The sequence below is a fragment of the Streptomyces sp. GSL17-111 genome, from assembly GCF_037911585.1.
GTDB lineage: Bacteria > Actinomycetota > Actinomycetes > Streptomycetales > Streptomycetaceae > Streptomyces.
Window position 1 is genome coordinate 3,300,612 of record NZ_JBAJNS010000001.1, and the last position, 18,444, is coordinate 3,319,055.

Annotated in this window: 12 protein-coding genes, 1 tRNA gene and 4 pseudogenes; 7 read left to right on the forward strand and 10 right to left on the reverse strand. The window is 70.8% G+C overall.

From position 1 onward, the window contains the following. Positions 1 to 89 precede the first annotated feature (89 nt). From tmk to V6D49_RS14765, 4 genes are all read left to right on the forward strand, one after another. Entirely contained in the window at positions 90 to 3,245 is a 3,156-nt protein-coding gene (gene tmk / locus V6D49_RS14750; RefSeq protein ID WP_340560169.1) for a dTMP kinase, read from the forward strand. A 357-nt stretch (positions 3,246 to 3,602) separates the two neighbouring features. Next, the gene (locus V6D49_RS14755; RefSeq protein WP_340560171.1) at positions 3,603 to 4,868 is read left to right on the forward strand and encodes a DNA polymerase III subunit delta'; all 1,266 of its coding nucleotides are present in this window, start codon (positions 3,603 to 3,605) and stop codon (positions 4,866 to 4,868) included. Positions 4,869 to 4,926: 58 nt separating this feature from the next. Continuing rightward, entirely contained in the window at positions 4,927 to 6,498 is a 1,572-nt protein-coding gene (locus V6D49_RS14760; protein ID WP_340560172.1) for an alpha/beta hydrolase, read from the forward strand. Positions 6,499 to 6,556: 58 nt separating this feature from the next. Further along, positions 6,557 to 6,630 (forward strand) — tRNA-Thr (locus V6D49_RS14765). A 127-nt stretch (positions 6,631 to 6,757) separates the two neighbouring features. Here V6D49_RS14765 and V6D49_RS14770 read toward each other — a convergent pair. Next, positions 6,758 to 7,831: pseudogene (locus tag V6D49_RS14770) on the reverse strand (tyrosine-type recombinase/integrase); the annotation flags it as partial. Between the two features lie 79 nt (positions 7,832 to 7,910). On the opposite strand from V6D49_RS14770, the gene V6D49_RS14775 reads away from it, so the two are divergent. Next, positions 7,911 to 8,648: a transposase gene (locus tag V6D49_RS14775; protein ID WP_340564012.1), complete on the forward strand. Its 738-nt coding sequence runs from the start codon at positions 7,911 to 7,913 to the stop codon at positions 8,646 to 8,648. Between the two features lie 55 nt (positions 8,649 to 8,703). Here V6D49_RS14775 and V6D49_RS14780 read toward each other — a convergent pair. The 5 genes and pseudogenes from V6D49_RS14780 to V6D49_RS14800 all read right to left on the reverse strand — a co-directional run. Continuing rightward, a pseudogene (locus tag V6D49_RS14780) lies at positions 8,704 to 9,481 on the reverse strand (amino acid permease); the annotation flags it as partial. A 120-nt stretch (positions 9,482 to 9,601) separates the two neighbouring features. Beyond that, positions 9,602 to 9,841 (reverse strand): hypothetical protein, encoded by a 240-nt coding sequence (locus V6D49_RS14785; RefSeq protein WP_340560173.1) that lies wholly within the window; start codon positions 9,839 to 9,841, stop codon positions 9,602 to 9,604. Positions 9,842 to 9,998: 157 nt separating this feature from the next. Beyond that, positions 9,999 to 10,454, reverse strand: coding sequence for a hypothetical protein (locus tag V6D49_RS14790; protein WP_340560174.1), 456 nt, complete (start codon positions 10,452 to 10,454; stop codon positions 9,999 to 10,001). A 92-nt stretch (positions 10,455 to 10,546) separates the two neighbouring features. Beyond that, positions 10,547 to 10,756, reverse strand: coding sequence for a GNAT family N-acetyltransferase (locus V6D49_RS14795; RefSeq protein WP_340564015.1), 210 nt, complete (start codon positions 10,754 to 10,756; stop codon positions 10,547 to 10,549). Next, positions 10,681 to 11,031, reverse strand: coding sequence for a hypothetical protein (locus V6D49_RS14800; RefSeq protein WP_340564356.1), 351 nt, complete (start codon positions 11,029 to 11,031; stop codon positions 10,681 to 10,683). Before V6D49_RS14800 ends, V6D49_RS14795 begins: the two co-directional genes overlap by 76 nt. Positions 11,032 to 11,371: 340 nt before the next feature. Between V6D49_RS14800 and aspS the strand changes: the two are divergent. Next, positions 11,372 to 12,682: pseudogene (gene aspS, locus V6D49_RS14805) on the forward strand (aspartate--tRNA(Asn) ligase). 58 nt (positions 12,683 to 12,740) lie between these two features. Here the strand turns inward: aspS and V6D49_RS14810 are convergent. The 3 genes from V6D49_RS14810 to V6D49_RS14820 all read right to left on the reverse strand — a co-directional run bounded on the left by V6D49_RS14810 (position 12,741) and on the right by V6D49_RS14820 (position 15,475). Further along, the gene (locus V6D49_RS14810) at positions 12,741 to 13,337 is read right to left on the reverse strand and encodes a hypothetical protein (protein ID WP_340560175.1); all 597 of its coding nucleotides are present in this window, start codon (positions 13,335 to 13,337) and stop codon (positions 12,741 to 12,743) included. Positions 13,338 to 13,544: 207 nt separating this feature from the next. Continuing rightward, positions 13,545 to 14,450, reverse strand: coding sequence for a radical SAM protein (locus V6D49_RS14815; protein WP_340560176.1), 906 nt, complete (start codon positions 14,448 to 14,450; stop codon positions 13,545 to 13,547). Then, positions 14,447 to 15,475, reverse strand: coding sequence for a radical SAM protein (locus V6D49_RS14820; protein WP_340560177.1), 1,029 nt, complete (start codon positions 15,473 to 15,475; stop codon positions 14,447 to 14,449). The genes V6D49_RS14815 and V6D49_RS14820 overlap by 4 nt, the downstream gene beginning before the upstream one ends. 514 nt (positions 15,476 to 15,989) lie before the next feature. On the opposite strand from V6D49_RS14820, the gene V6D49_RS14825 reads away from it, so the two are divergent. Next, positions 15,990 to 17,939 carry a DNA cytosine methyltransferase gene (locus V6D49_RS14825; RefSeq protein ID WP_340560178.1) on the forward strand — a complete coding sequence of 650 codons (1,950 nt, stop codon included), beginning with the start codon at positions 15,990 to 15,992 and terminating at the stop codon, positions 17,937 to 17,939. Between the two features lie 94 nt (positions 17,940 to 18,033). On the opposite strand, the pseudogene V6D49_RS14830 reads toward V6D49_RS14825, so the two are convergent. Further along, positions 18,034 to 18,405: pseudogene (locus tag V6D49_RS14830) on the reverse strand (very short patch repair endonuclease); the annotation flags it as partial. Positions 18,406 to 18,444 lie beyond the last annotated feature (39 nt).

The following is an 18,444-nucleotide window of genomic DNA, read 5'->3' on the forward strand; positions in this document are numbered from 1 at the left end:
CGCGGGGCTGCCCGCGCGGACCGGTCGCCGTACGGCCCTTTGTTCGGGTCCGGGCCAACCGTGTCGGCCGCAGTCGATACGCTGCCCGTATGACGCGTGCAGAGCAGCCAACGGCGGGCAACTCCGCCTCCGAAGCCCTCGCCGCGGACTCCCGCGAGCGTGCCGTACGGGCTCTGGTCCGCTACGCCCCGCTGCGGCGGCTGTGGAGCGCAAGCTATGTCAGCGGTATCGGGGACGCCCTGGCGTTGCTGGTCCTGACCCTCCTCGCCGTCCAGGCGGCCGTCCGCGTCGAGCTGACCGGCGGCGAAACCGTGTTCGGCGGCGGCTACCAGGGTGCCGCCCTGGCCGTCACGGCCGTGTTCGCCACCCGCCTCCTCGCCACGCTGCTCTTCGGCGCCGTCCTGCTCGGCCCGGTCTCCTCCCTCGTCACGCCGGGCGGCGCGCTCGACCGTCGCTGGACGATGGTCGGAGCCGACGGCCTCCGGGCCGCGCTGCTGATCGTGGCACCGCTGTGGATCACCTGGACGCCGAACAGCGCCTACGCCTTCCTCCTCATCACCGTCTTCCTGGCCGGTGTGGCCGAGCGGCTGTGGACGGTCGCCAAGGACAGCGCGGCCCCCGCCCTGCTGCCCGAGCCGCCGCCCGAGGGCGCCGCCGTACGGCCGCTTCCGGACCAGCACGAGGCGCTGCGCCGCCTGTGGGCCCGCAGCGCGTTCCTGGCCTTCCCCGCAGCGGCCGTCGTCCTGCTGGCCGTCACCCTGCTCGGCAATCTGCTGGGCACGGGCATCACCTGGTTCAGCGAGCACCAGGCCGCCCTGTCGTCGTACGTGGCGGCCGGGATGTTCGCCGCGTCGATCTCCCTGCTCGTCATGATGACGGTGCCCGCCACGCAGACGCCCCGGCCGCGTTCCCCGCTGGAGGGGCTGCGCCGTCCCCGGACGGCCGCCGGTACGGACAAGGGGCGCACCGGCTCGATCCCACCGCTCGTCATCGCGGCCGCCGCGGTGGCCGCCGCGGTGGCCGGTGCCGTCGCGGTGGGCGTGCTGCAGGCGTTCGACGTCGGCGGCGGCCCGGTGACGTACGCCCTCCTCGTCCTGGCCCTGACGGGCGGCACGACGGGCGGCATCCGGTGGGCCGGCCACGTGCTGCCCGGTCTGCCCCGGCGGCGCGTGCTGGCGCTCGCCCTCATCGTCACCGGCTCCGGGCTCCTGCTGACCGGGCTGGTCGCGGACACGGCGACGATGCTCGCCGCCGCGCTTCTCAGCGGGCTGGCCGCCGGTGTGGCCGCCCGGTCCGCGCACACCGTGCTGGACCAGGAGACGGAGGAGGCGCGCCGCTCGCGGATGACCGAGCACCTCGGCGCCGTCGTCCGGCTCACCGTCGCGCTCGCCGCGCTCGCCGCCCCGACGCTGGCCGCACTCATCGGCGACCAGCGGGTGGAGAGCGGCAGGTTCGTGTTCGCCCACGGCGGCGCCGCCTTCGTCCTGATGCTGCTCGGTGCGCTGGTGCTGCCCGTCGCCGCCCTGGTGCTGACGCGGGTCGACGACCGGCAGGGCGTCCCGCTGCGCCGCGACCTGCTCGACGCGCTGCGCGGCGGCGACCCGGCCCAGGCCCCGGCCGGCACCGGGTTCTTCATCGCCCTGGAGGGCGGGGACGGCGCGGGCAAGTCCACCCAGGCCGAGGCGCTCGCGGAGTGGATACGCGGCAAGGGCCACGAGGTCGTCGTCACCCGTGAGCCGGGCGCCACACCGCTCGGCAAGCGGCTGCGCTCCATCGTGCTGGACGTGTCGTCGGCCGGCCTGTCGGACCGGGCCGAGGCCCTGCTGTACGCGGCGGACCGCGCCGAGCACGTCGAGTCCGTCGTCCGTCCGGCCCTCGAACGCGGGGCGGTCGTCATCACCGACCGCTACATCGACTCCTCGGTGGCCTACCAGGGCGCGGGCCGGGACCTGTCGCCGTCGGAGATCGCCCGCATCTCCCGCTGGGCGACCGGCGGTCTCGTCCCGCATCTGACCGTCCTGCTGGACATCTCCCCGGAGACCGCGCGGGAGCGCTTCACCGAGGCCCCCGACCGCCTGGAGTCGGAGTCCTCCGAGTTCCACCAGCGCGTACGTGCGGGCTTCCTGGCGCTGGCGGCGGCCGATCCGGCCCGCTACCTCGTCGTGGACGCCGGCCAGGAGGCCGAGTCCGTCACCGGTGTCGTCCGGTACCGCCTCGACCAGGTGCTCCCGCTGTCCGAGCAGGAGATCCGGGAGCGTGCGGAGGCGCGCCGCAAGGCGGAGGAGGAGCGCAAGCGCCGCGAGGCCGAGGAGGCCGCCCGCCGCGCCGAGGAGGAGCGTCGCAAGGCCGAGGCGGAGCGCCTGGAGCGGGAGCGTCAGGAGGAGCTCGCGCGGCTGGAACGGGAGCGTCAGGAGGAGCTGGCCCGGCAGGAGCGGGAGCGTCAGGCCGAGCTGGCCCGGCAGCGCGCCGAGGAGGAGGCCAGGGAACAGGAGCGGCGCCGTCAGGAGGCGGAGGCCGCCCGACGTGCCGCCGAGGCCCGCATCGCCGAGGAGACGCGCCGCCGGGCCGAGGAGATGCGCGCCCAGGCGGAGGAGGAGCGCAGGCGCCGGGAGGCCGAGGAGGCCGCGCGCCGCGCCGAGCAGGAGCGGCTGGCTCGGCAGCACGAGGAGGAGAAGCGGCTGCGCCAGGAGGCGGCGGACCGGCGTGCGGAGAAGCAGCGCAAGGCGGAGGAGGCGCTGCTGCGGTCGGAGCAGAGCCGCGCCGCGCGGCGGCCGGAGCGGTCGCCGACCGCCGCCCCCGACGAGGACACCGTGCAGGTGCCACGCGTGCCGGACGCCGCGAGCGGTGAGGACGAGACGCGGGTGCTGCCCCAGGTGCCCGCCGACGAGCAGTCCGAGGCGGCCCCGGCTGACCGGACGCGCGAGCTGCCGCAGCCGCCCGCCGCGGGCGAGCCCGAGGACGTCACCCGCGAACTGCCGCGGCTCGACACCGAGGGACGCGCCCGGCCGCGTCCCGCCTGGGCCGAGGAGACGCCTATGGACGACCTGCCGACGCTGGCGGACGAACTGCTCGGCCCCCACCGCGCCCCCGACGACGCCCCGGCCGAGGACGCGCCGACCCACGATGCGCCGACCCACGACGCCCCGGCCGGGGACGCCCCGGCCGACGAGGGCCGGAGCACGACGGAAGGCCGCGGCAAGGACGGTGGGGGAAGCGGGCGTACCGGGAGCGACGGGAAGGGCTGAGCCGTTCGTCGTCCGGGCCGCCCCCGCGGCCCGGACGACGCGATGCGCAGCCCGGTCCGATCGCCGACGACCGGTGCCCGGCGGGCGGTCCGTCGAAGGCGGACGCCACGCGGGCTGACCTCGCGTCCTTGGGAGTCCGGCAAGGATGGGAGTCGCGGAGCCGGTCGCGGCGAGAAGCCGGACCTGTGGCTGCATGGCGACCATGCCATATGACTAGTCGGATTCCGGTGTGTCCGTCCCGGGAGGACGCCCCGGATTCGCCCGTCCGGCGTAGTGGGACCCGGTGTCAGCGCCATCCACGACAATGGACGGCAGACAGGGGCAGTGGCAGCGGTCGGCGGCAGCGAAAGGGCAACCATGGCGGTGTGGGACGACCTGGTCGGCCAGGACAGGGTGGCGAGCCAGCTCACCGCCGCCGCCCGGGACGCCGACGCCTACGTCACCGCACACGCCCGGGCCGGCGCCGACGCGGCGGCGGCGCACGTCGCGGCCGACACCACCGCCGAGTCCGCCATCGCCGCCGGTTCGTCCATGACGCACGCCTGGCTGTTCACCGGGCCGCCCGGCTCCGGCCGGTCCACGGCCGCCCGCGCCTTCGCCGCCGCCCTGCAGTGCGTCAGCCCCGACCGCGCCCTCGGCGGCGCCCCCGGCTGCGGCTTCTGCGACGGCTGCCACACCGCGCTCGTCGGCACCCACGCCGACGTGGACGTCGTCCGGACCGAGCAGCTGACCATCGGCGTCAAGGAGACGCGTGAACTCGTGCGGCGCGCCCAGCTGTCCCCCGCCGGAGGCCGCTGGCAGGTGATCGTCCTGGAGGACGCCGACCGGCTCACGGAAGGAGCCGGCAACGTCCTGCTGAAGGCCGTCGAGGAGCCCGCACCGCGCACGGTCTGGCTGCTGTGCGCCCCCTCGACGGAGGACGTGCTCCCCACCATCCGCTCCCGCTGCCGCCACCTGGGCCTGCGGACCCCGCCCGGCGCGGCCGTGGCCGACCTCCTTGCCCGGCGGGACGGCATCGACCCCGCGCTCGCCGCCGCCTGCGCGCACGCCACCGGCGGCCACATCGGCCGCGCCCGCCGCCTCGCCACGGACGAACGGGCGCGTGCCCGCCGCACCGCCGTCCTGCGGCTGCCGCTGCGCGTCGACACGGTCGGCGGCTGCCTCACCGCCGCGCAGGAGCTCATCGACGCCGCCACCGAGGACGCCAAGCAGGTCGCCGAGGAGCTCGACGCCCGCGAGACGGACGACCTGCGCGCCGCGCTCGGCGGCACCGAGGGCAAACGCATGCCGCGCGGCACGGCGGGCGCGATGAAGGAGCTGGAGGACCGGCAGAAGCGGCGCGCCACCCGCACCCAGCGGGACTCCCTGGACCTCGCCCTCACCGACCTCGCCGGCTTCTACCGCGACGTCCTCGCCCACCAGCTCGGCGCGGTCCCCGCCCACCCCGTGCCGGACCAGGGCCTGTCCGCCGCCGAGGGCGTCGCCCGCGTCGCGGCCGGCTCCCGGCCCGAGCAGACACTCCGACGCATGGAGGCGATCCTGGAGTGCCGGGAGGCGCTGGAACGCAACGTCGCGCCGCTCCTCGCCGTCGAAGCCATGACCCTCGCGCTGCGCGCGGGCTGACCGGGCGATATACGCTCCGGGGAACTGCCCACGGCCCCGATCCGGCGAAGGTGACCCGATGGAAACCAGGCGGCTGCTCCGCACCTCCGGCACGCTCACGGTCGCGGCCGCGCTGCTCCTCTCCGCCTGCACGGCGCAGGACAGCTCGGCCCCGCCCACCCCGGCGGCGGGCGATGTCGACCGCGGGGTCGACCGCGTCCTCGAGCCGCTCCCGGCGGAGATCCCCGGCAGCCTGCGCCCGTACTACGATCAGGAGCTCGACTGGCGCGACTGCGGTCCCGAGGGCTTCCAGTGCGCCGACCTGACCGTCCCGCTCGACTACGACGCCCCCGACGCCGCCGAGGACATCGAGGTCGGCGTCGTCCGCTCCCGCGCCACGGAGGACGGCGACCCGGCCGGCTCCCTCCTGGTCAACCCCGGCGGTCCGGGCGGCTCCGCCGTCGACTTCGTGCAGAACTTCGCGGGGGTCGGCCTGCCGGCCGACGTCCGCGCCGCGTACGACATCGTGGGGATGGACCCGCGCGGCGTCTCCCGCAGCGAGCCCGTCGAATGCCTGACCGACGAGAAGATGGACGCCCACACGCAGACGGACGTCACGCCCGACGACGCCGCCGAGACGGCCGCCCTGGAGGAGGCCAACGACGCCTTCGCCGCCGGCTGCGCGGAGGACGCGGGCGAGCTCCTCGGCCACGTCTCCACCGTCGAGGCCGCCCGCGACCTGGACGTCCTGCGCGAGGTGCTCGGCGACGAGAAGCTCACCTACCTCGGCTACTCCTACGGCACCTTCCTCGGGGCGACCTACGCCGGCCTCTTCCCGTCCCGCTCCGGCCGCCTCGTCCTGGACGGCGCGATGGACCCCTCGCTGCCCGCCGAGAAGCTCAACCGCGACCAGACCGCCGGCTTCAACACCGCCTTCACCGCCTTCGCCGAGGACTGCGCCGGGCAGTCCGGTTGCCCCCTCGGGGAGGACCCGGAAGCCGCCGGCGCCACGCTGGAGTCCCTCCTCGCCTCCGTCGACGAGAAGCCCCTGCCCACCGGCGGGGACCGCGAGCTGACCGAGTCGCTCGCCACCACCGGTGTGATCAGCGCCATGTACACCGAGCAGTACTGGCCGCGCCTGCGTCAGGCCCTCGCCGATGCCCAGGACGGCGACGGAGCGGGCCTCCTCGCCCTCTCCGACAGCTACTACGAACGCGCCCCCGACGGCTCCTACGGCAACCTCATGTACGCCAACGCGGCCGTCAACTGCATCGACCAGCCCGCCGCCTTCGACGGCGCCGAGGCGGCCGAGGCCGCCGTCCCGGACTTCGAGGAGGCCTCCCCGGTCTTCGGCCGGAACTTCGCCTACTCCGCGCTGATCTGCACCGACTGGCCCGTCGAGCCCACCGGCCGCGCCCACCGCATCGAGGCCGAGGGCGCCGACCCGATCCTCGTCGTCGGCACGACCCGCGACCCGGCCACCCCGTACGTCTGGGCCGAGGGCCTCGCCGCCCAGCTCGACTCCGCGAGCCTCCTCACCTTCGACGGCGACGGCCACACCGCCTACGGCCGGGGCGACACCTGCGTCGACGGCACGGTCAACTCCTACCTCCTAGAGGGCATCGTCCCCGACGACGGCAAGCGATGCTGACCCCGGCGCGAGCACCCCGCCAACCTGTGTAAACTGAACCGCGCTGCACCGCAGCAACGCCGCCTTAGCTCAGTCGGCCAGAGCGACGCACTCGTAATGCGTAGGTCAAGGGTTCGATTCCCTTAGGCGGCTCAGAGAAGCCCCAAGTCACATAGTGCGTGACCTGGGGCTTTCTGCTGCTCGGGGCATGACGCGTCACACGGCCGGGTTGCCGTGACGTTGCCTGCGTGAGCGATGCGTGAGCGGAGCCGCTCGGGACCTACTTCTTGAGCTTGCGGCGCGTCGCCTTCTTGGCGGCCTTGGCCTGAGCCTTCGCCTTGCCCTTCTTCGGCTTGCCGCCGTTGCCCTCGCCGGCCTTCTTGCCCTCAGCCTTCCTGGCCTTCTTCTTCTCCTTCTTCGCGGCCTTGCGCGTGGCCTTCTCGGCCTCGGCCTTGCGCTGGAGGGGAACAAGCTTCGCGGTGGCCTCGGCGGCGCTCTTGCCCACGTGGGGAAGCACGCTCTGGTAGATGTCGCGCGTGATCCGAGTGTCACTGTGCCCGAGTGTGTCCGACACGATCTTGATGTCGATGTCGGCGGCGAGCATGAGAGTGGCCGCGCCGTGGCGCAGGTCGTGCAGGCGGATCGGCGGGAGGTCGGATGAGGCGACCAAGCGCTCGAAGAGGTCCGTCACCTTGCCGGGGTGGAGCCAGGAACCGTCCTCCTGCGTGAAGACGGCCGGTCTCGACCCAGGCCGTGCCCCACTCCTCGCCGGCCTCTTCCTGCCGCTCGCGATGTCGCTTCAGGACGTCGACGGTGTCTTCGTCGAGGGCGACCACGCGGGAGCCGCTGTTGGTCTTGGGGTCCGACGCCTCCACCTCCCAGCCGTCCTGGACGAGTTGGGAGGAGACGGTGAGGGAATGGGTGTCGAGATTCGTCTCCGACCACGGCTGCCCGCACGCTTCGCCATGGCGCAGGCCCCGGAAGGCAATCAGGTGCCACATGGCGTACAGCCGGTCCTCGGCGACGAAGTCGAGGAAGGCGCCGGTTTGCTGAGGCGTCCAGACCATCACGGGGGCGGCTTCTCGCCGGTCTGCTCCCACTTGGCGACCCGCTCGTCCGTCCACACCAGGGCCTTCGGCTTGCGCACGGGGTCGATCTCGACGTGGGCGGCGGGGTTGAACGTGATGATCTGCTGCCCGATCGCGTCGTTCAGGGCCGCGCGAAGAGTGGCCTTGACGAACAGCTGGGCCACGATGATGACCAGCAGCAGCCACTTGCCGGCCGCCGCCCCGAGGGCATCCATCAGGATCTGCGCCGGGGGTACGCCGTTGGCCGAGCCGAGGGCGCCGTCGTAGACGGTGTCCCGTAACTGCTGGCCACGGATGAGATGATCTTGGCGTGGCTGGTGTGATCAGGCGTCGGAGCCGTCCTGGATAGCCCCATTCACCGGGCTGAGCCCGCGGCAGTTCGCCAAGCTCGTCACCGCGCTGCAACGCGAGGGCGCCGACCCGGTGCGCCGGGGCCGGCCGTGGTCGCTGCCGCTTCAGGACCGGGTGCTGCTGGTGGCCGCGTACTGGCGCACCAACCTCACCCTGCGCCGGCTCGCCCCGCTGTTCGGCGTCTCCAAGTCGGCCGCCGACCGGATCATCGCCCACCTCGGCCCGGCGCTCGCCCTCCAGCCCCGCAAGCGGTACCGCACGGACACCGTGCTCATCGTGGACGGCACCCTGGTGCCCACCCGCGACAGGAGCGTGGCCGCCTCCAGCAAGAACTACCGCTACTCCACCAACCACCAGGTCGTCATCGACGCCGACACCCGGCTCGTCGTCGCCGTCGGCAAACCGCTGCCGGGCAACCGCAACGACTGCCGGGCCTGGGAGGAGTCCGGTGCCAAGGACGCCGTCGGCACCACCCCCACAGTGATCGCCGACGGCGGCTACCGCGGCACCGGACTGACCAGCCCGCACTACCGCCGGCACCGGGACGAGGACCTGCCCGCCTGGAAGGAGAGCCACAACGCATCCCACCGCCGGGTCCGCGCCCGCGTCGAGCACACCTTCGCCCGCATGAAGACCTGGAAGATCCTGCGCGACTGCCGCCTCAGAGGCGACGGCGTCCACCACGCCATGCTCGGCATCGCCCGCCTACACAACCTCGCCCTCGCCGGATGACAAGCAAACAAGCAGGTCAGCCGACACGTCCCTGAGGATTTACGGGACACCGTCAGGACTGGATGGCGTAGGTGAAGCCGAAGAGGAGGACGAATCCGGCTGCCAGGGAGACGAGGAGAGCGGACGATGCCCTTGGGGCCGGTGGTGGAGGCGTCGATGGGTCTCCTCGGTCATGTGGGCGGAGGCGTCGTAGCCGGTGAAGGTGTACTGCGCCATCAGCAGCCCGAGCAGCACGACGTAGATGCTGGACGAGAAGCTGGTGTTGTTGACGAACTCGCCGAACACGAAGTGCGTCGGCTGGTGGCGCTCGGGGATCACCACCAAGGCGCCGCAGATGACGATGACGCCGAGGATGTGCCACCAGATGGACACCTCGTTGAGGAAGGCGACGATGCGCACGCCGAAGGTGTTCAGCACGCCGTGGAGCACGAGGATGACGTCGAACAGCGTGATCGTGTGACCGGGCGTGGCCTCGAGGCCGAACTGCAGGTCCAGTAAGGCGTTGAGGAAGGTGGCCGCGCCGAAGTCGATCCCCGCTGTCACGGCTACCTGTCCGAGGGTGTTGAACCAGCCGGTGAACCACGCCCATGCGGCCGCCGACCGTCGGGGCGCCATGCGGTGGGCCCAGAAGTACAGGCCCGCGGAAGTCGGATAGGCGGAGCAGACCTCCGCCATGGACAGGGCGACGAATAGCGTCACGAGGCCGACGAACAGCCAGCCCCACATGATGACCGCCGGGCCGCCGGTGTTCATGCCGTAGCCGTAGAGCGTCATGCAGCCGGACAGGATGGAGATGATCGTGAAGCTGACACCGAAGTCGCTCGGCCGGACATCGAGCGAGACAGGGTCTGCTGGTAGCCGAATTGCTTGAGGCGTTCCTCGTCGGAGACGCGTGAGACATCGAGGGGCACAGGGAATCCGTCCTTCGTACGGGAATGGATGGTTCAGGGGTTTCAGCGGCGCCGGCGCCTTGGCGGGCTGTACGCCCAACGGCGGTGCCGCAGGAACAGTTCGTCGGCCTGGCCGCAGTACGACCACGGGACTTGGGTGGCGTACGGGCCGATCGCGTCGAAGACCTCCAGGGCCTCGTGATGCCGGTTCGCGAACGACGAGGCGTGGGCAAGGTAGTTGGCGTCGTCGGCGAAGCAGGCGTGCGGACGCGGCGCGCGGTAGCGCCACCACCGCTCCAGCACCAGGTCGATCTGCGGGCACTCGACCCAGGGTGGATTGTCAGGCCGTAGGCACTATGGTCCTGCTCCTGGCGGGTCCGGTGTGCCTCCGCGATGACGACCAGGGGGGGAAGGACGGCGACGGGCAGGCCCGCGGGGCGATGGATGCCTGCTCCTCGGCCTACCAGGCCGCCTCACCGTGGGCACCGTGATGGCGGGGGAAGAGGTAGGTGGCGACCTCGTGGTGTGCTTCGCGGTTCCATGGGTCGCGCTGCTTGATCTCCGCCCAGACACGGCCGAGCGTGTCCCGGTCGGGGGCGTGGGTACGCAGCAGCGCGAGCATGACGACCAGCGGCGCCACGTCCTGGGGCCACGCGTCTAGCGCGGAGTGGCAGGTTGACCAGGCTTCCTCCATCAGAGGGCGTCCGGCCCTGCGCCCGGCGATCATCGCGCGCAGGGCCTGCACGTTCGCGAGGAGAGCGAGGGCGTGCGGAGAGCGGGGCTCGGCCTCGGCCCAGGTGTCGGCGAATCTGAGCCGTGCCCCTGCTTCGGCCAGGATCTGGAGGCGGAAGATCCTGCGGTCCCAGTCCGGGCCCGTCGCGGTCAGCAGGTCCCGGGCGCCCTCCCACCGTCCCATCGCCGCGTCCTCGACCACTGGCCGTAGCGCCGCGTCGTCGCGAGCCGGATGCTGTTCGAGCGGAGGACTGCGGTCGTGGCCGTGTCGCGCCATCAGCGGGTCCGCCAGGACATCCGCGGGTCGCCGTACGTGAACCCGAGCGACGTGTACAGCGGCTCGCCCTCTGGGCTGGCGGCAAGACTGATGCGTTTGCAGCCGCCGGCGGTCATCCAGTCCATGAGCGCTGTCACCGTGGCCCGCGCGTAGCCGCGCCTGCGGAATTCTGGATAGGTGGCGACGGTGCTGATATCGCGCCGTTGAATGGTTTGCCGCTGTCGGGGCCCGGAAGCCGGGGCTGCAGCAACCCCATCGCCCAGGCCGCCACGCGGCCGGGTCCGGCGTCGACCACGAACGCGGCGGCCGTGTCCTGGTCGCGTAGCAGGGCGGCGATGGCCTCCTGGCACTCCTTGACCCATGGCCCGTCCGGCGCCACCCTCGGCTCGGTCCACGGCTCAGCCGGGCAGGTCAGCGCCAGCTGTCGCAGGCGGGCCAGCTCCCCGGCGTCGTCGGCCACCGCCCGTCGCACGAACACGGTCACAGCAGACCCCTTCCGATCATGGGTGCGTTCTTGATAGCGGCGGTGCCCGCGGGGTCCGTATCCTGCTGGGCAACGCGTTGACGGAGACGAGTAGCCAGGGATCACGCGAGCAGAGAGAGCCGCCGGAAGCTGGGAAGGCGGCCTCGCGCCCCCCGGGTGAAGACCCTCCCGAGCGCGGGGAGGAACGACCACGTCGTGGTTCAATGCCCCGCCGGCCGGCCCCCGTCACCGGGCCCGAATGAGGCCGCCACCTGGTGGCGGCGAAAGTGCGGTGGTACCGCGAGTTCCCTTCTCGCCCGCACTCCCAAGGGATCATGACGATGTCCTTCGGAGGACCGCAATGATCCAAAGCCGCGTACACGTCTTCGACCTGCGAGACCACGTCGGCCGTACCGTTTCCGTCTGCGGGTGGGTGAACACCCTGCGCCTGCAGCGCAAGATGCAATTCGTCATCGTGCGGGACAGCACCGGCATGGTGCAGGTGACCCACAAGCGCGACGACGGGCCACTGGAAGCCCAGCTCGAAGCACTCACCCCGGAGTCCGCCGTGCGGATCACCGGCCGCGTCGTCGACGCCGCTCAGGTGAAACTCGGCGGTCTGGAGATCGTCCCCGAGGCGGCCGAGGTCCTGAACCTCGCCGCCGCTCCGCTGCCGATCGACGAGCACACTGGTCTGGAGCAGCGCCTCGACTGGCGGTTCCTGGATGTGCGCCGTCGTCCCGCCGCTCAGCTGATGTTCGCCGTGCAGACCCCTCTGGAGCAGGGCATGCGCGAGTACGCCTACGCGCAGGGCGCCACGGAGATGCACACCCCGAAGCTCATGGGCACCGCCTCGGAGTCCGGCGCGGAGGTCTTCAAGCTGGGCTACTTCGACCGCAACGCCTACCTGGCGCAGTCCCCGCAGTTCTACAAGCAGATGGCGATCTCGGTCGGCATCGACAAGGGCTTTGAGATCGGTCCGGTCTTCCGCGCCGAGCCGTCGTTCACCTCCGGCACGCCACCGAGTTCACCGGCGTCGACGTGGAGCTGGCCTGGATCGACGGCGTCGAGGACGTGATGGTCTTCGAGGAGCAGATGCTCGCCCACGCCATCGGCAAGGTAGCCGACGCGCACGGTGAGGCGATCGCCGAGCACTTCGGTGTCGAGGCCACCGTGCCCTCCACGCCCTTCCCCCGCATCACCATGGATGAGGCGCACGAGATCCTGCGCACGAGCGGCTGGGGGCCCCGAGGGCGTCAAGGAGGACCTGGACCCGGAGGGTGAGCGGAGCATCTCCGCTCACATCAAGGAGGCCACCGGCCACGAGTTCGTGTTCATCACGCACTACCCGACCGGCATCCGGCCCTTCTACCACATGCGGCCGGCCGACGACCCGAGCGTTACCCTGAGCTTCGACCTGCTGTGGAAGGGGCTGGAGGTCACCACCGGCGCCCAGCGTGAGCACCGCTATGACGTGCTGCTGAAGCAGGCCGCCGAGAAGGGCATGAGAACGGAGCCGCTGCAGGACTACCTGAACGCCTTCCGGTTCGGGTGTCCGCCGCACGGTGGGCTCGGCATGGGCCTGGGGCGGGTGCTGATAGTGATGCTCGGCCTGGACTCGATCCGCGAGGCCAGCTTCCTCTTCCGCGGTCCGAACCGGCTCACGCCGTGACCGGCAGTGGGCTGCGTCCCACGGCACGGGCCAGCGCCTCGTGCCGTGGGACGCGGTCTCAGTAGCGGACATTGCTCAGGTCATGCGTCCACGCCTCGTCCGGGTTCTTGTCCCAGTAGGACCGCAGCGCCAACTCCCGCTCGGAGTAATGGCCTTGGCGGCACAGGCCGCCGTGGGAGAGGGTGACGCTCATGGCGAGGCCCGACTCAGTGGTCACCCAGTGCGGAGTGAGCGCATGGCTCCAGAGCTGTTCGCCGGGGAGCATGGTGACGGACTGGCGGTCGGCCGGATCGTGCTCGGGCGGGTCCTCGCCGGTGGTCTCGCCGATGACCGCCGCCTCGGCCGACAGGCGCTGGTCGGGGTCCCGGTAGCTGTGGAAGGTCTTGCTGCCGTGGACCTGCCAGACCAGGCCGTGTGAGTTGTCGTTGTGGTAGGTCGAGGCGGCACCCTCGGTGGACAGGAACAGGATCGGCGCCAGCCGCTGCCAGGTGAATCCCCGTTCGCACAGATGGGTGCGCCAGGGGATCATGACCTCGTCATGGAAGCCGTGCAGGAGGTCGTCGTAGAAGCGACTGAGGTTGAAGTGCACCAGCCGGAACGGCCAGGCCGCGATCTCCTCGATCGGTGCGGTACGGAAAGCGGCGGTGCGGTCCAACGCACCTGCCAGTCATCGTCTCCGAGGATCGTGAACCGAACCTCGTCGTCCTTGCGGAGGTGGTCGAGGACGTCAATGGCCGGCAGGAACAGGTAGTCGAAGACCTCCAGCGGGGAGTTCGGCGGCTGCCTCCACCGGAGGTCGAAGTCGTCGGGAGTCGTGATCGTCATAGAGCGGTCCATGGAGTCGGGGGGCATCGAGCCGGCCTCACGCTGCGGCGCACGACGCGCTGTCGTCGCACGCACGCACGGGCGGAGCGGCAGATGGCCGCCAGTCCGGCATCACCCGGTCCTGCGCCGGAGCGGTCAGGAACTGTCTGATCGCAGCCCGGGGAGCATGGGCACTGACCGATGCCTGGCCGTAGGGGCAGCGCCGGATGTCGCCGTCCGCGGACACGTACGCGGCCGCTGAGCGGCATGACCACCGCTCGCCCCCATCCGTGGGGAACTGCAAGTCCCCCAGCTCGTCGAGGTAGGCCCGGTACCGGTCGGACAGATCGAAGTGGCGGCTCAGTACGTCGGCGTCGAGCCGCTGCTGCACCAGGTAGTCCTGAACCGACTTGCCGTCGCGGCGAAGGGCACGCTCGTCAAGGACAACGGGACTGAACTGGACCTCCACCCCCACCTCGGATACAAGGCCGGCCAGGTCCTGGCACTCCTCGTCACGCAGGCCCCAGCAGGTGACGTGCAGGATCTTCGTCTCGGTACTGATGGCGCGCGCAGTGTGTCGAGGCCGGAGGCCGCGGTGCGGGTGGTGCGGCCCAGCAGCATGGCGCCCTGCGAGTCGGCGGAGACGGTCACATTGGCCAGCAGGTGCGCCACCTGGGAGAGGGGCGATGACCTCGGCCACGGTGCGGGCCGAGGTCACCATCGACACCGCCATGCCGAACGGGTGGGCCAGCCGTACGAGCTGCCGGAGCTGCGGGTGGTGGGTCGGTTCGCCGCCGCTCAGGCGCACCCCTTCCACGCCCGCCTCCTTCAGCCGCGACAGATGGCGGGTGTAGGTCGCGGTGTCGAGGAATCCGTGAGCACGGTCGGAACGGAAGCAGAACCCACAGGCCACCTTGCAGTGCCCAGCCGTGGAGATCAACGCGGTACGGACGCGGGTACTCATTGCACCCCTGTGTTGTCCCACACCGCGATCTCCACGGTGCTCGTGTAGAACGCGCACATCTCCGGGTCCGGCGTGCCGCCGCCGATGAGGGCCTGCTCGTTGCGGGATGGTCCGCCGCAGATGGCGAGCGCCGGGCAGTCGCCGCACTCCGGGATCGGCGCGACCTTCTTCGCCACGCCGGCTAAGAGGCCGGGATCGGCCCGGAGCTCGTCGAGGGTGTGCAGGAACGACGGCTCGGCGAAGTTGATGTCGCACAGGCTGACCCGGTTGCCGGGCAGCAGGGCCGCGTTCAGGCTGCGGTCGCCCTGCATGTGGTCGAACAGCATCGGCCGTCGGGTGTCGAGCGCTTGGAAGGCGCGGTCCAGGACGGTGAACAGCATGCCGCCCCGCCCCAGGGCGGCCACGCGGGCCTCGTACAGTTCGCGGGCCAGATCGGCGCCGTTGACGCGCCAGCGACCCGCAGTGGAGATGGGCGTGTTGACATAGATGAACTTCAGCCCGAGATCGTCGATGATCCACCGGACGGTCTCGGAGAGGCGCCTGATGTTCGCGGCGGTCGGGGTGAGGTTGCAGCCCACGTGCAGGCCGTCTGCCTCGACGAACCGGGCGACGTTGCGGCGGATCCGGTCGTCGGCGGGCTGGCCGCCGAGCAGGAGGTGGTTCGCGGAGTTGATGCCCGGAGGGCCGTCGATGGAGATGCCGACCCCGTATTCGTACGCGACGAAGTGGTCGAGGGCCTCGTCCGTCAGCCGGGCGCCGTTGGTGACGACTGTGCGCCGCACCCTCGCCACCTCGTAGCGGTCGGCGAGAGTGTCGGCGAGCTGGTCGCCGTACCGCATGAGGTCGAATCGGATGGTCGGCTCGCCACCGAACCACTGGATGGAGACCTCGTCCTGCCCGGCGTTCTGCTCGAACAGGAACTCCAGCCCCTCCGTCAGCTCCTCCTTCGTCATGTCCGGCCTGCCGGTGTTCGTGTCGACGAAGCAGTACGTGCAGGCCATGTTGCAGCGATCGGTGAGGACCACGCGCAGGCCGCTGATGCGGCGAGGGGCAGCGTCGAAGAAGCGGAGATGGCGGGCCTGAGGCCGCCGACAAGACATGGTGTTCTCGAAGTCCACCCGCGCCCCCGTTTCTCGTGCTACTCCGGCCGCCATGCCACCGGTTCATCGTGAACTGGCCGGATTTGAAAGCTGGTTGGCGCGTAACTCATGTGGCTGAAGGGGGCTGATGCGCGATAGTGTTCGGCGTTCCCGCGGTAACTCGAACGTGCCTTCTGTGTCCTGGTCTCGTTAGTCGGACCAGTGACCAATCACTCCCGCCAACTGCGCCGAATCACGCGCCGGGCTCGACTATGATCGATCATCTCGACACGTGGAACGCCGGTTCGAGCTCGTAGGTCGCGGGGGTGCGTAAGCCGAGCTGGGGAGCTGTCGGTACCTCCGTCGATCCCGGTGTCCGGAGTGCCGGAATCCTTGCTTCCACCAGTGGGTCTGTGATCTCCTGGTGCTCGTTCATGTCGTGCGTATGGAGGGTTGTGCTGTGAAGGGGAGCGGCTACGGCGTACCTCTTGAACGCAGTGACTACCTCAAGCTGGCCCCGCACTCCGACAGCTGCACCCCGGAGACGTTCCAGGAGTGGCTGGAAGGCTTCGGCGAGGGCAAGCGGCTCGCCGTCGATCTCTTCTCCGGCGCCGGGGGGCTCAGCGCTGGTGTGGAGCGGGCGGGATGGACCACTGCGGCAGCGGTGGACTTCGACGAGCGTGCACTGGAGACGCACCGGGCGAACTTCCCGGGCCTCAGTCTGCACATGGACCTCGGTGACCCCGCCGAACGCGACAGGCTCGTGGAGCTCCTTACTTCGGCGAACATCGACCTCGTGGCCGGTGGCCCTCCGTGCCAGCCCTTCAGTCGGGCCGGGCGGAACAAGATTCGCGACCTTGTCAAGAACCACGGGCGTGATCCGGAGGACCGTAGGAAGCAGCTCTGGAGCGCCTACCTGGACATCGTCACGCGGGTCCGGCCCCGCGTGGTCCTCATGGAGAACGTGCCCGACATGGGCCTGCACGATGACTTCTTCGTGATCCGGACGATCGAGGAGAAGCTCGAGGAACTCGGGTACGCGACGCAGGTACGCCTCGTCGACGCGTGGAACTACGGCGTCCCGCAGCACCGGAAGCGACTCATCCTCCTGGCGCGGAGGGATGTCGCCGAGTTCGACTGGCGTGATCCCGACGCGCAACCCACCACCTTGCGTGACGCCATCGGTGACCTGCCCGAGCTGGAGGTCGTGCCCACCGCGAGGGTCGGCGAGCGGGAGATGTCCTACCGTAAGCCGCGCAACCTGTCTCCGTTCGCGGAGAAGATGCGCGCGGGCGCTCCTCGCGGGCGCGTGTGGGACCACATGACCCGCAGGGTCCGCAAGGACGACCACCGGATCTTCGAGCTCATGGGATCCAGCACCAAGTACTCGGACCTGGGCAAGCTTCTGAAGACTAAGGAAGAGAAGAAGTACCAGCGTTACGCCACCGACAAGTACACGGACAAGTACAAGAAGCTGGACTGGCAGCAGCTGAGCCGCACGATCACCGCTCACATCGCCAAGGACGGCTACTGGTACATCCACCCGGAGCAGCTGCGCACGCTCACCGTGCGTGAGGCCGCACGTGTGCAAACGTTTCCCGACAGGTTCCGGTTCGCAGGCACTCGCAGTGACGCGTTCCGGCAGATCGGCAACGCTGTCCCTCCTTTGCTGGGCGAGGCCGCCGCCGAGGCTCTCAGGCCGGCCGACGACGCTTCTGACGATCGCGAGGGTCTTCAACCTCATTGGCGTGAGGTCCGGGGCGCGCTCACGGAGTGGGCGAAGCAGCGCCGGGACGGCGCCGACTGGTACCAGCTCCCGGACGAACCGGACGTGGAGCAGGTCTCGCTCCACGCCGCGGTGGTCGCCATACTGTCCGGGGCGAAGGTCAGGCCAGCCGAGATGGCCGAACTGATGGGCATCGTCCGGCGGGCGAAAACGCTGACCGCGACGTTGCTCGTCAGGTTGCTCGAGATGGCACCCACGTCACCGGCGCGGTCCCGCCTCGACCGTCTGACCCCGCTCGTGGACAAGCCGTATGCCTGGCGCTGGCAAAAGCGGCTCGACATTCCTGAGAAGCTGGGCATGAAGCCAGGCGAGAAGGCTCTCTACCTTCTGCTGATCGGTGAGGACCTCATGCTCGTCGGGCAGGGGACACTGCGGGTCGCTGCCCGGATGAACGGCCTCGAGACGAACCATCCGAACCGGCTCAGCGAGGGACGCGTCAACCTGGTGAAGCTCATGGGCGCGGGTAAGGACGCCCCCCTGCGGATGGGGGCGATCCGGCTCATCGGTGCCGACCTGTGTCGGGAGGATGGGCCCGTCTGCTCCGAGTGCCCGTTCCTCGCGTACTGCCCCGGCCGGAAGGCCCGTCCGGACGACCTTCTGACGCTGGCCGCCTCACAGGAGTAGTCGAGGTCTGACGCGGAGCTGCGGCGCCCCTGCCTGTGGCCTCCGCCACACGTCTCGCAGCGGCCTCCGCGTCCCGACGGATCTCGCACTCCCAGACCCTGACCACGGTCCAGCCGGCAGCCGTGGCCTGCTCCGTGTTCCGCCGGTCCCGGTCCTTGTTGGCGTTGATCTTGTCCCGCCAAAGAGAGGCGTTCGGGCCCCGGAACTCCCTGGGACCGTGCTCCGGACAGTCGTGCCAGAAGCAGCCGTCGACGAACACGGCGACGTGGTGGCGGGGCAGAACGAAGTCGGCCGTGCACCTGGGGGCCACCCGCTGCTGGAGACGGAACCTGAGGCCCATCCGGTGGACGGCCTTCCGCAGAAGGATCTCCGGCCTCGTGTTCCGCGCCCGGCGCCCGCGTAGGTGATCGCCTGCGGCGGTGGAGACCCACCGCCGTCCCGGCCCGCCACCCACGTCCATGATCATTACCTTGGTAAGCCGTCGACATGCCCCGATTCGGAGGGT

Excerpts from the sequence above, each read along its gene's own strand:
- tmk (WP_340560169.1), top strand. The coding sequence starts at position 90 with ATGACGCGTGCAGAGCAGCCAACGGCGGGCAACTCCGCCTCCGAAGCC.
- V6D49_RS14755 (WP_340560171.1), top strand. The coding sequence starts at position 3,603 with ATGGCGGTGTGGGACGACCTGGTCGGCCAGGACAGGGTGGCGAGCCAG.
- V6D49_RS14760 (WP_340560172.1), top strand. The coding sequence starts at position 4,927 with ATGGAAACCAGGCGGCTGCTCCGCACCTCCGGCACGCTCACGGTCGCG.
- V6D49_RS14790 (WP_340560174.1), bottom strand. The coding sequence starts at position 10,454 with ATGGGACGGTGGGAGGGCGCCCGGGACCTGCTGACCGCGACGGGCCCG.
- V6D49_RS14815 (WP_340560176.1), bottom strand. The coding sequence starts at position 14,450 with ATGAGTACCCGCGTCCGTACCGCGTTGATCTCCACGGCTGGGCACTGC.